Source organism: Rhodococcus sp. ARC_M12, assembly GCF_022810385.1.
GTDB lineage: Bacteria > Actinomycetota > Actinomycetes > Mycobacteriales > Mycobacteriaceae > Rhodococcoides > Rhodococcoides navarretei.
Genome location: NZ_JALGQI010000004.1, coordinates 87785 through 100043 on the forward strand (window position 1 = coordinate 87785; position 12259 = coordinate 100043).

11 protein-coding genes are annotated in these 12259 nt (G+C 64.4%); 4 read left to right on the forward strand and 7 right to left on the reverse strand.

What is annotated here, in order from left to right:
- Positions 1-56: 56 nt before the first annotated feature.
- On the forward strand, positions 57-800 hold the full coding sequence (locus MTX35_RS07050) for a queuosine precursor transporter (protein ID WP_243594288.1): 744 nt from the start codon (positions 57-59) through the stop codon (positions 798-800).
- Here the strand turns inward: MTX35_RS07050 and MTX35_RS25980 are convergent.
- The 4 genes from MTX35_RS25980 to MTX35_RS07070 form a co-directional block, all read right to left on the reverse strand.
- The gene (locus tag MTX35_RS25980; RefSeq protein WP_243594289.1) at positions 797-1633 is read right to left on the reverse strand and encodes a PaaX family transcriptional regulator C-terminal domain-containing protein; all 837 of its coding nucleotides are present in this window, start codon (positions 1631-1633) and stop codon (positions 797-799) included. The genes MTX35_RS07050 and MTX35_RS25980 overlap by 4 nt on opposite strands.
- Positions 1614-2825: a kynureninase gene (kynU, locus tag MTX35_RS07060; RefSeq protein ID WP_243594290.1), complete on the reverse strand. Its 1212-nt coding sequence runs from the start codon at positions 2823-2825 to the stop codon at positions 1614-1616. Before kynU ends, MTX35_RS25980 begins: the two co-directional genes overlap by 20 nt.
- Complete coding sequence (locus tag MTX35_RS07065) at positions 2822-3676, reverse strand: tryptophan 2,3-dioxygenase (RefSeq protein WP_243594291.1); 855 nt, start codon at positions 3674-3676, stop codon at positions 2822-2824. The genes kynU and MTX35_RS07065 overlap by 4 nt, the downstream gene beginning before the upstream one ends.
- A 94-nt stretch (positions 3677-3770) precedes the next feature.
- Entirely contained in the window at positions 3771-4733 is a 963-nt protein-coding gene (locus tag MTX35_RS07070) for an aromatic alcohol reductase (protein WP_243594292.1), read from the reverse strand.
- 111 nt (positions 4734-4844) lie between these two features.
- On the opposite strand from MTX35_RS07070, the gene MTX35_RS07075 reads away from it, so the two are divergent.
- The 3 genes from MTX35_RS07075 (at position 4845) to MTX35_RS07085 (ending at position 6594) form a co-directional block, all read left to right on the forward strand.
- Positions 4845-5216, forward strand: coding sequence for a MerR family transcriptional regulator (locus tag MTX35_RS07075; RefSeq protein ID WP_243594293.1), 372 nt, complete (start codon positions 4845-4847; stop codon positions 5214-5216).
- Between the two features lie 122 nt (positions 5217-5338).
- Positions 5339-5716: a BlaI/MecI/CopY family transcriptional regulator gene (locus MTX35_RS07080; protein ID WP_243594294.1), complete on the forward strand. Its 378-nt coding sequence runs from the start codon at positions 5339-5341 to the stop codon at positions 5714-5716.
- Complete coding sequence (locus MTX35_RS07085) at positions 5713-6594, forward strand: M56 family metallopeptidase (protein ID WP_243594295.1); 882 nt, start codon at positions 5713-5715, stop codon at positions 6592-6594. Before MTX35_RS07080 ends, MTX35_RS07085 begins: the two co-directional genes overlap by 4 nt.
- Before the next feature lie 2 nt (positions 6595-6596).
- Here MTX35_RS07085 and MTX35_RS07090 read toward each other — a convergent pair whose 3' ends face one another.
- Genes MTX35_RS07090 through MTX35_RS07100 form a run of 3 tightly spaced genes read right to left on the reverse strand, consistent with a single transcriptional unit; the run spans position 6597 to position 12259 of the window.
- Positions 6597-7316: a VIT family protein gene (locus MTX35_RS07090; protein ID WP_243594296.1), complete on the reverse strand. Its 720-nt coding sequence runs from the start codon at positions 7314-7316 to the stop codon at positions 6597-6599.
- On the reverse strand, positions 7309-7785 hold the full coding sequence (locus tag MTX35_RS07095; RefSeq protein WP_243594297.1) for a DUF2231 domain-containing protein: 477 nt from the start codon (positions 7783-7785) through the stop codon (positions 7309-7311). The genes MTX35_RS07090 and MTX35_RS07095 overlap by 8 nt, the downstream gene beginning before the upstream one ends.
- A 49-nt stretch (positions 7786-7834) precedes the next feature.
- Complete coding sequence (locus MTX35_RS07100) at positions 7835-12259, reverse strand: amino acid adenylation domain-containing protein (RefSeq protein WP_279395734.1); 4425 nt, start codon at positions 12257-12259, stop codon at positions 7835-7837.

Sequence of the window (12259 nt, forward strand, 5' to 3'; positions counted from 1 at the left end):
GCGCATCCCTCACCGGGGATTCGCGCCCATCGTCGTCTCGGTGCTTGGATCGAGCAGTGACTACTACCGAACCCACCGCCGCCAACGGCGGCACCGAGTCTGGGCAGGCCACGTTCGCTCACATCAGCCGGGGCTACTACCCCACCATCGTCGCGCTTTTCGTCGCGACGCTGCTGATCTCGAATGTGGCCGCCAGCAAAGGTGTCGCCTTCTTCGCCTCCTCCGACGTCATGCTCGGACCACTGCAGATCCTGCCGATCAATACCGACGGCGCATTCTTCCTGTTCCCCCTCGCCTACATCCTCGGCGACGTCCTCAGCGAGGTCTACGGCTTCAAAGCAGCTCGCCGCGCGATCTACCTCGGTTTCGGCTCCCTGATCCTCACCTCGGTGTGCTTCTGGATCGCCATCGAACTTCCCGCCGCCTCGTTCTACGAGAACCAAGAGTCACTCGAAACCGTCGTCGGTGTCGTGCCCCGACTGGTTCTCGCCGGCCTCGCCGGCTTTGCCGTCGGCCAGCTGCTCAACTCCTACGTCCTGGTCAAGATCAAGGAACGCACCAAGGAAAAGCACCTGTGGGCGCGCCTGATCGGCTCGACCGTCGTCGGCGAGTTCTTCGACACGCTGATCTTCTGCGCCATCGCCGCAGGCGTCATCGGCATCAGCACATGGACCGACTTCATCAACTACGTCGTCGTCGGATTCCTGTGGAAGACACTCGTCGAGGTCCTCGTCCTGCCCATCACCTACCGCGTCATCGCGTACATCAAGAAGCGCGAGCCGTCGTACCAGGATGGCTAGGACGCGACCCATTCCGTACTGAGGTCGAAGTAACGCTCCCGGGCCGTCTCGAACGTGGCGACGGCCCGGGTGCCCGGCCAGTCTTCCGGCGTCATGGACGGCGGAAGGCCAGGGTCGACGTAGGGAATGACGCGCCATTCGTCGAGCAACGGCACGAACGTGACAAACGCGTCGCGGGGATTCCGAGCCGCGGACCCGCCGTCGAAGGCCTCGAGAAATGCCCGATGACGATCGGCGATGCCGGCCAGATCCCACCACAGCTCGGCGCTCTCACGCAGCGTGCCGGGAGCCGCGATCTCGGACGCGACGAACGTCGTCACGTAGGGCGAGAGCTCCAACGCGTCGACGATGGCACCGGCCTCGGGCGCGAGATACTCGGGTGTAATCCACAGACCGGGTGAGACTGTGCCGCAGCCAATTCCGGTGAGTCGACGCCTCAGCTGGTGGCGCGCGGCGCGTTGAGTCTCGGGAATGGTGAACGAGATCAGTCGAAACGGATCGCCGTCGGCCATCCGCCGGAAGCTGAAGATCCGACCGTCGCCCCGTGCGAACATGGTGTCGGCCTGCTCGGTGATGCGATAGCCGGTGCGGCCGTCTCGATTACTCGATTCGACGACGCCCTTCTTCTTCAACCTGGCCACTGCGATGCGCGTGCTCTCCGGTGGCACCCCGAGCGCGTCCATCCACACGACAAAATCGGCGATGGCGAACCACCCTCCGAGCGGGCGAACGTAGGCCCCGAGCACCGTGCGCACGAGTGAGGTGGCGCTTCCGGGACGAGAGTCGAAGTCGTCGAGGATGGCCCCGGCGGTGCTAGGCGCGGAGTTCGTCACGGATAGCCACGATTCCCAGATACACCTCTCGGTACGAGGTGCTCAGAGGGCTCAACCCTAGCCGAATACCCTGCGGCGCACGGTAATCCGGGATAACCCCCCGCTCCCACAGGCGAGCGGTGATCGCCTTGAACTCGGGATGGTCGATGGTGACGTGACCGCCGCGTCGATTCGAGTCCTCGGGTGAGGCGATCTCCACCCCGAGCGGTACCAGCATCTCGCGGACCAGTTCGAGGGCGTATTCGGTGAGTGCGACGGACTTCGCGCGTATCGCGTCCATCCCCACCTCGGCGATCATCTCGATGGTGTCCTGCATTGCGATCATCCCGAACACCGACGGCGTGCCACTGATGACGCGTCGAATACCCTGTGCCGGAACGTAACCCTGCGCCATCTCGAACGGATCGGCCCGGCCCATCCAGCCCCAGATCGGCTGCACGAAGTCGTCGAGAAGATCGCTGCGCACGTACGCGAAGGCCGGTGAACCCGGACCTCCGTTGAGGTACTTGTAGGTGCACCCGACGGCCAGATCCACTCCCCAAGAATCGAGTTCGAGCGGTACCGACCCGACGGAATGACACACGTCCAACAGCATCAGCGCGCCGGCCTCGTGCGTGATACGCGTCGCCTCGGCCACGTCGACGAGGAAGCCGGACCGGTAGGCGACGTGGGTGATCACCACCAAGGCGGTGTTCTCCCCCACCACCTCGGCGAGTTGTTCCGGTTCGATACCACCGCGGCGGTCCGTCTCGATCCATCGCAGAGTCATATTCGACTCTGCCGCAATACCTTCGAGCAAGTATCGGTCGGTCGGAAAGTTGTCCCGGTCGATGACGATCTCGGTGCGGCCAGGCCGCAGGGCGATCGCCGCCCGCGCCAGCTTGTACAGCAGTACCGTCGTCGAATCGCCGATGGTGGTCTGGCCGGGCGCAGCCCCGAGGGTGGCGTCGGCCAGGGCATCGCCGATGGTGACGGGGAGGTCGAACCACTGCTCGTCCCAGCCGCGGATCAACCGTCCGCCCCAGGCGTCGGTCATGAAGGCATTGATGCGTTCGACGCTGGCCTTGGTGGGCCGGCCCAGCGAGTTTCCGTCGAGATATGCGGTGATCGACGGGTCGTCACTACCGAGGAACTTCTCGCGATAGCTCCGGAGCGGGTCCTTGTTGTCGAGCTCCAGCGCGCGTTCCGTCATCGTCCGATTTCCGTTCTGACAGCGAGCAATTCGGGAAAGAAGGTGAGTTCGAGTGCCTTCTGCAAAAATCCGACGCCGCTCGACCCTCCTGTCCCACTCTTCATTCCGATGGTACGGAGCACCGTCCGCATGTGCCGAAAACGCCACAGCTGGAAGTTCTCCTCCAGATCGACGAGCTCCTCGAATGCCTCGTACACCGCCCAGTGTTCGGTGTGGTTTTCGTAGACGAATTTGATCAGCGGCATCAGGTCCTCGTTGAACGTGTATGCCGCGGTGACGTCACGGTCGAGGGCCGATGCCGGTACGTCGTATCCCTGCCGCGCCAACGACTGCCAGAAAGCGTCGTACAGGCTGGGCTCGTGCAATAGCGTCGAAAGCTGTTGGTGAGCAGCCGGATCGGACTCGAAGACCGTCAGCATGCCCGCGTTCTTGTTGCCGAGGACGAACTCCACGGCCCGGTACTGGTACGACTGAAAGCCCGAGGAGTTGCCGAGGAAGTCTCGAAACTGGGAGTACTCAGTCGGGGTGAGCGTCGCCAACACCGACCACTGCTCGGTCAGCGTCTTCTGGATGTGCTTGACGCGGGCGACGCATTTCAGCGCGGTACCGATGCCGTCGGCATCCAGCGCCGCCCGCGCGGCCAGCGTCTCGTGCAGCACCAGCTTGAGCCACAGTTCGGTGGTCTGGTGCTGAATGATGAACAGCAGTTCGTCGTGATGCTCCGGGGTGCTGACCGGCTTCTGGGCGCTGAGCAACGTGTCGAGGTCCAGGTACGCGCCGTAGCTCATGCGGTCACTGAAGTCGGTGACGACAGTCTTCTCTATCGCGCGAGTATTGGCTTCGACGCTCATGGATCGTCCTCGAGGTGGTGGGCTGGTGAGTCCACCGTATTACACAAATGTGCCGCCCGCTAGATATCCGTAAGTAAGTGGATCGGCGTGTCCATCAACGGTCGACAACAGTGGTGGTGCGCTCGGCGAGGTTCTGTGCGACCCACTCGCGGAGCGTCGTGGTCGGGATCCCGTGCCGGGCATTGAACGTGTCGGCCTTGTCCCATGCGACACCGCGTCCCTGTGCGAAGACGGCGCGATACTTCCGGGTCATGTTGTCCGGGTCTGCACCGAGTTCTGCCATCAGGAGCGGTTCCGACCACACCTGGAGCGCGAACGGACGACCGAGGACTCCTTCGAGGGTCTCGGCGAGTTGGCCGTAGGTGATCGTGTCCCCGGCGACGAAGACGATCTCGTCACGGATGCGCGGCTCGGCGAAGAGGATTTCCGCGGTCAGCGCGCCGATGTCCTCCGGCGTGGTCACGGTCACTGCGGTGTCGACGGTCCCGAGGGCATTGACGGTGTCGTTCGAGAGGTCGACCATCCCGGAGCCGGCGTCGAAAAGGTAGTTCATGAACATGCCGGTGGAGATGATCACCCACTCGGTGTCGTGCTGTGAACGGAGGAGATCCCGCACGTCGAGCTGGGAGTCGAAGATGTCCTGGGGGCTGCCCCGGCCGATGACGTCGAAGTCGACACCGAACTGCCACGGGAAGTATCGCGGAAGCTTCGCTTGCAAGGCCGCCTGCGCGACTTTCATCGGAGTGTCCAGTCCTGCGGTGATCCCGGTGCAGCCGATGACGGTGTCGTAGTCGGCGAAGACCGCAGCGAGGTCATCGACGGTGTTTTCGACCAGGTCACCACGAACGATGCCTATCCCGAGTTCGCGGATCTCCGCGACGTCGTGCTGCTTGGCCGGGACGGTCGAGTCTATGGTGGTCCCACGGAGCAAGACGTCGACGGCAGATTCCGCGACGCCAGCGGCTCGACGGACGACATTGCGTAGGACGGGCATGCCGAGTTCACCGGCTCCGATGACGAGGATCTTCCGTGACGGGCCATTCCAGTCGTTGGTCATGTGTTCCTTTCTTCGGCTCCCCGAGGATCGGGTGCCGAACACGTCTGCGACCATAAACGTTGACATCACTGTCAAGGTCAAATCGGTGGCCACCGACGAAAGGACCCCGGCATGAAAATCAGTGAGGCAGCGGATGCGATCGGAGCACCGGCACGGATGCTGCGGTACTACGAGCAGCAGGGACTCATCGACGCTGCGCGGTCGGCAAACGGGTACCGCGACTACTCCGACGAGCAGATCGAGCACGCACGCCACGTGCGCGCGCTCGTCGAGGCAGGTCTTTCCACGCGCATGATCAAGATCGTCCTCGACATCGAAACTCCTGAGCCGGAGCACTATTCGGCGATGGGTGGTCGCGCTGCTGCAGAGGAGCTCGCGCGTGAGTTGCGGGTGGTGGAGAACCGAATCGTGTGCCTCGAGAAAAGCCGCGATGCCGTCATCGACTTCCTCCGTAGCACCGACCACGCAGACCTCCTTACCTAGACTGGAGGACCATGGCCGAGTCGCCCTGATCTGAACTCGGCGGTAGTCGACCTCGATTCGGGTGTCGGTACCGCCGCCCGCTGAACTATCCTCGACGTAGTCGGATCGAGTGAGGAATCGAAGTGCGTAGAGCGTCAGGACAGTTGGAGGAGTCGATCCTCGAGCTGCTCGGCGAGCACACGGAACTCTCGGTGGCCCAGGCCCGCGAGCATCTGGACTCCGAGCTCGCCCACACCACGGTCATGACCGCGTTGGTGCGCCTGCACGGCAAGGGCCTCGTCGATCGCGAGCGGCGCGGACGGTCCTTCGTCTACACCCTCAACGCCCCGGTCGACGAAATCCCCGCACTGCGGGCCGCGATGCGAATGCGCACCGAACTCGACACGAGAGCCGAACGAGCGGATGTGTTGGCCAACTTCGTGGCCGCACTCGATCCCGAGGACGAGGCGACGCTGCGCGAGCTGCTGGCCAAGTCGGATGCAGCCGAGCACCACCCATGACCCTGCTCCTGGTCGTGGCCGTCCTGCCGTGGGTGCTGTCGCTGGTGCTGGGGTTCGGAGCCGATCAACTCGACCGTCGACTCAATCCGTCGACCGCCGTCGTCCTGTTGCCCATCCTGTCGATGGTCACCGCGTTTGCAGTCGCCGCATCTCTGGCCGCGGTTGCCGCGGTGCTGCTGGCGTCAGGCGAGCTTGCCTGGATAGCGGTGGGAATCATCATCTCCGCGTGGATGGTCTGGCGTGTGGTCGAGGTCGCCCGCCATGTTCGACGCGTTGCCGTCGGTGCGTCGATCGCATCCGAATTCGGCGACGAGGCGCGGGCGACGGGCGGCATCGTTGTGGTCGACTCCGACGTTCCCGACGCTTTTGCCGTCCCCTCCGGCGGAGGTGCCGTCGTGATCACCACCGGCCTCGCGGAAGCTCTGTCGGACAACGAATTACGCGCCGTGGTCGAACACGAGCGTGCGCACCTACGGCACCGCCACAGCGTGTGGATTCAGATGTGCGAAATCGCGGCTCGACTGGATCCGATTCTTCGGCCGGTTCCGTCGAAGGTCCGGCACGCCGCCGAGCGTCAGGCCGACGAGAGCGCAGCGACTCTCGGCCGTCGAGATACGTTGTCTGCCATCGCCAGGACTGCGTTGCTTCGCGCTCATCTCGACCACGAGACCCGCACCCTCGCCAGTACCGGCGGTGACGTCGTTCGCCGCGTGCAGGCCCTCAGCGAACCAGCACGGCACCGGCCCGACCGCGGAATCCTCGCCGCCGGAGTGGTTCTGATCCTTGCGTTCACCGTCATCTCAGTGGGCTTGTTCGACGTGGTCCAAGATGTGGTGGCACCCGAAACCGGAGAAGCCGCCACCTCGATTTTCCGCTGATCTCAGATACCCGCGACGCCCGCGAGTTGGCCGATCGCATAGGTGACGGCCATCGCGATCGCACCACCGATCACGATGCGAGTCACCGCCGGGCGACTCGGCGCTCCACCGAGGCGTGCGCTGATGGTTCCGGTCAACGCCAGAGCCAGCAGCACCACGACGAACGTCACCGGGATACGCAGCGAAGCAGGCAACAACAGGATGGACAGCAACGGGAGCAGTGCCCCGCTGATGAACGACACCGCCGACGACGCAGCCGCCTGCCACGGATTGGTCAGCGCATCCGGGTCGATTCCCAGCTCGACGTCCACGTGTGCGGCAAACGGATCGTGTTCGGTGAGTTCGCGAGCGACGGTCTGCGCAGTGTCGGCCGACAGGCCCTTGGCCTCGTACAGTGCCGCGAGCTCGGCCAGTTCCTGCTCGGGTTGCTCGTCGAGTTCTCGGCGTTCCTTGATCAACAGCGAACGCTCGGCGTCACGTTGTGTGCTCACCGAGACGTACTCCCCGAGCGCCATGGACACGGCTCCTGCGACGAGGCCGGCAACGCCCGCGGTCAGCAGCGATCCTTTGTCGGTGGTGGCGGCTGCGACACCGACGACCAGACCGGCGGTGGACACGATGCCGTCGTTCGCACCGAGCACCCCGGCCCGTAGCCAGTTCAGCCGACCGGACAGATCTCCGTGCGGTTCGTGCTCGTGCAGGCTTGGCTCTGGCTCACTCATCGCCGGCCGTCACCGATACGTCGTCCCACGCGGCGCGCGCGCCGGACTCACCGATTCTGTACACCTGGACGATTGTGGTCGCTCCGATCACCACTGCCAAGACCACCACCGCGATCGACTGCCACCGCACGGGCGCGTTGCCGCGACGCTCACGCAGATGCAGGAACACGAGTGCCGCGGCGACGACGACCAGACCGACGGAGAAGTAGATCATCCAGTCGCCGATCTCGGTGTGCTGTTCGACCGCAGCGGTCTCGGGCACTCGCTTCTCCAGCCACTCACCGGCTTCGGTCGTCAGCGGCGTCAACACCAACGTGAACACCGCCAGGGCCGCAATGAGCCACACGAGCCTGCTGCGCACACCGGACCAGATACTCGCCGCGATGGCGAGCAGCGCGGTCAACGGTGCCAGCACCACGATGAAATGAACGAGCAGAATGTGGGCCGGTAGACCGTTGAAGGTGGACATGCGTTCTCCCGCTGATTCGAAGTCGCGTGCACCTCACGCACCGCACATGCTACACACCATGTAGTAGTTGCGCCGACGGTTCGAGTGCTGCCAGGGCTCGCCATGCCGAGTCAGGTGCTGCAACCATCGCATGCAAGATCTGCTCGAGACGTCGCCCCAGTGCGACAACGGAATTCGCGTCGAACAATTCTGTGGGATAGACGATATCGATGTCCGTACCGATAGCGCCCCTGGGTCGTTCCGCGGGCTCCACTCCTGTCTTCCCTTCGCCGTCCCGACGTTCGGTGACGTGAAAATGAAGGTCGCACTTGGCGATATCGATCGGCCGCGGTGTGATCTCGAAGCGCACGTCCCCGACGTCGAAAGTCGCGGCATTGAACACGTCCCACGACAGCGCCACCTGAAAGATCGGGTGCCGCCCATCCGTCGAGTCAGCAGCGAGATCGGCGACGACATCCTCGAACGGCACCGATGCATGGTCGAAGGCCCGTAGTTCGCTCGCACGGGCCAACTGCACAACGTCCCCGACCGTCGCGGCCGCGGCGATCTTCGTCCGGATGGCGACGGTGTTGGTGAAGGTTCCGACGAGTTGCTCGAGTCTCGGGTCGTCGCGACCGGCAACCGGGGTACCGATGACGATGTCGGTGGATTCCGTCGTCTGGGCGAGCAGAATCAACAGTGCTGCGCGCAGCACGGTGAATCGTCCTGTCCCGCAACGCTGTGCCAGATCGGTCATTCTCTCGGTGGTGGCTGCGTCGAACCGAAGCGACGTGCGAGCGCCGGAGAAGTCCCAGTCCTGCGTGCGACTGCGGTCCAACCGCAAGCCCCTGGAGCTGGGTATGTCCGCCAATTCCGCGCGCCAGAAGTCGAGATCGGCCGACACATCGCGGTCAGCGGCCCAGACGCTGTAATCGGCGTATTGCAAGGGTAATTCGGGCCACGACGGTGCCGTTCCGGCAATCCTGGCGTGATAAGCCAGTACGAAATCCGACGCCAACAGCCCCAGTGACCACCCGTCCGCTGCACTGTGGTGGACAGCGCATGCGAGCACGTGGTGATCGGGCGCTACTGCGAACAGGCGAGCTCGGATCGGAAACTCGGTGCGCACGTCGAAGGGGTGCTCCAGCGTCTGCACCACCGCGGCGTCGTCGAAGTCGACAATGTCCAGATTCGGTACCGCCCTCGCCGAATCCGACTCGACAAGCTGCACCGGAACACCGTCGACATCCGGGTAGCGCGTCCGCAGCGTGCTGTGCCGATCGATCAGGTCGGTCATCGCCTGCACAGCTGCCGCCGCGTGGAACTCCCCGGAAATCGTGACCGTGAACGGCAGGTTGTACAGCGGAAGCCGTGCGCTTCGATCGATGTGGCGTTGCTGCGGAGCGAGCGGAATTGCGACTACCCCCTCCGACATTCCGCGTTCGGGCCGCGAATTCTGCTGCCTCCCAATACGTCTACGATCGTCGATACATCTAGCCAAGGACTGAACGGAGGGCGCACCGGCGAGGTCGTGCACGCCGATGTCCACCGAGGCCTCGGCCCGCACGGATGCGACAACTCTGGTCGCCGCCAGCGAGTCGCCGCCGAGGTCGAAGAACGACGCAGCGCAATCGATGCCGTCCGTTCCGAGCACGCGCGCGAACGCTACGGCCACCATCTCCTCGGTGGCACCGGACGGCTCGGTTCGAGCACCGGTCGTCGACGGGGTGAGGTCCGGAAGAGGAAGTGCGCCGCGATCGACCTTTCGATTGATCGTCAGCGGAATCTCGTCGAGTATCGAGAGGGTCGCCGGCACCATGTGGGCAGGCAATCGTTCCGAAAGCTCCCGGCGGATGTGCTCGGTGTCGAGCACGTGTTCGCTGCTCGCCGCAACGACGTAACCGTCGATACGCAGGTCGCCAGTGTGACTGCGACGCAATGCCGATGACGCCGCAGCCACCTCCGGATGCGCCCGTAACGCTGCGTCGATCTCGCCCAACTCGACACGATTTCCCCGGATCTTGATCTGATCGTCGGTGCGGCCGAGGAACTCCAGCGTACCGTCGCCGCGCAGACGTGCCCGATCTCCACTGCGGAACATCCGACTCCCGTTGCTGCCGAACGGGTTCGCGACGAAACGCGCCGCTGTGTCCGCGGTGCGGCCGAGATATCCGCGCGCAACGCCGGGAGTCTCGATGTAGATCTCGCCGACCGCGCCCGACGGAACGGGCCGCAGAGTGCGATCGAGAAGGTGAATCACCGCACCCACCATGGCTCGTCCGATCCCGTCCGCGCTGCCCGGATGCAGTGGCTCGGTCATTGTGACACTGCAGGTCGTCTCCGTGGGGCCGTAGGCGTTGAGCAGTCGTCGACCCACCGACCAACGGTCGACCGCGTCCTGCGGTGCCGCCTCACCGCCGATGATGACAGTCCCGACACCTGCCAGTGCCGCAGGATCCAACGTCGCCAGAGCCGACGGCGTGATCAGCAGATGGGTAATTGCCTGCTGAGCAATCACATCCGACAGTTCTGCGCCGCCGTAGCTATCCGGCGGTGCGATCACCACGGCCGCGCCCGCGGTTGCTGCAGCAAGCACTTCGACGATGGCGGTGTCGAATCCGGGTGAGGCGAGATGACAGACTCGTGACTCGGCGTCGATGTCGTAGCTGCTCCGAATCTGTTGCACCAGAGCAGCGATGCCATCGTGGGTCACGACGACGCCTTTGGGAGTGCCGGTGGAGCCGGAGGTGTAGATGACGTATGCCGCGTGGTGCGGTGTCGTCGGCGCAGCTTCATCGTCCGGGCCTCCCTCCGCGAGAACATCATCGAGGTTCAGCCACTCCACCTCACCGATCTCTCCGCCGCCCGTGCGCAGACCCAACACCGCCCCGCTGTCACGCAGCACGAAGTGTGCCCGCTCGCGGGGATGATTCGGGTCGACCGGAACGTACACCGCACCCACGCGTGCGATCGCCCAGAACGCGACGACCCCCTCGATAGATCGGCCGATGCGCACACCGACCCGGTCCTCCGTACCGATTCCTCGGGCAGTCAAGGTGGATGCGAGTGCGCAGACTCGTGCGGCCAGTTCTCCGTAGGTGATCGAGACGTCGGCGTCCTGGAGTGCAATTCGATTGCTGTGCTGTGTGATTGCCGTCGAGTACACCTCGTTCAGTGATCCCTGTTCCGTCGTGGTCGCGCCCACCGACGCGGGCGTCGTTCGTGGCTCCTCGGGCAGGAACAGGTCGAGGTCTGCTACCGCGGTGTCCCCGCAGCCGGATTCGGCAAAACGGTCGAGAAAGTGCAGGAACCGTTCGTGGTGGCGAGCGAGGTCGCTCGGTGTGTACGCGGCAGGGTTGGCCTCGAAGTCGATGCGCGGACGCGCTCCGCCTCGACCGGAATAGATGTTGACGGCAAGATCCGACACGGGGCCTGTGGTCAGAATGTTGATCTCGCCGTCGAAGTCCCCGACGGCCACGGTGTTCGCGAACATCATCACGTTGATCGTCGGACCGAAACGCCCTGCGTGCAGGGCATTCCCACGCTCGGACACCGGCGGCCTGCTGCGCTGGTGTCGGAGCACGGCTCCGACCGCCACCTCGGCCGACTTGATCACGTTGTTCACTGTCGCCGATCCGATGCCCGGCAACCGCAACGGCACCACATGCGACAACGACGATCCGGCCCGGCGCAGCATCGCCGTCGGCCGCGCAGAGACCGGCAGAGACAGATCGACGTCGTCTACATCGTTCATGCGCGAGAGGAAGGCAGCGAATGCCGCGATCACCACGGTCGACGTGGCATGACCCGGAGCGGCCGGAGAGATCGACCTATCCTCGCCGACGACGATCGGCACCGACGCAGGCCGAGCCGTCCGGCCGAGAGGCCCGGCATATCCCGGGTCGGTCGACTCCCAATGCGCTCGATCGCGTCGTGCGCGGGTGGAGGTGCGGTAGCGCTCGTCCTCGGCGAGAAGGGCTGCCGGAGTCGTCGGATCGATCCGTGGTGGCTCGACGCCGCCTTGCACCGCGGCATACAGGGCCGCGGCCCGCTCGAGCACCTTCATCGAGGCATAACCGTCGAGCGCGATGTGGTGGGCTCTGGTGTACCAGAAGACGCGACCGTCCCCGACGCGGAGGACACGCAACCGCACCAGCTGTCCGTCCATCGAGAAGGGCGTCCGACAATCGTCGTTCATGCACTGCATGGCCGCATCGGCCGGACGGTCGTGTCCGCGGAGATCGAGGATCTCGACCCTTTCGGTCTCCCGAGGCTCGAACCGCTGCCTCGGACTGCCGTCGACCTCGATGATTCGCATCGTCGACGACGAGAACTCTCGATGCGCCAGACTGCCGCACTCGACAAGCACGTCGACGTCCACAGCGCCGATGATGTCGACGTAGTACGCAATGGTGAAGGGCACGTCCGGCATGAACTGTTGGGCAATCCAGATGTCGGCCTGGGACGAACTCACAGGTAAGACGTCGTCGTTCAT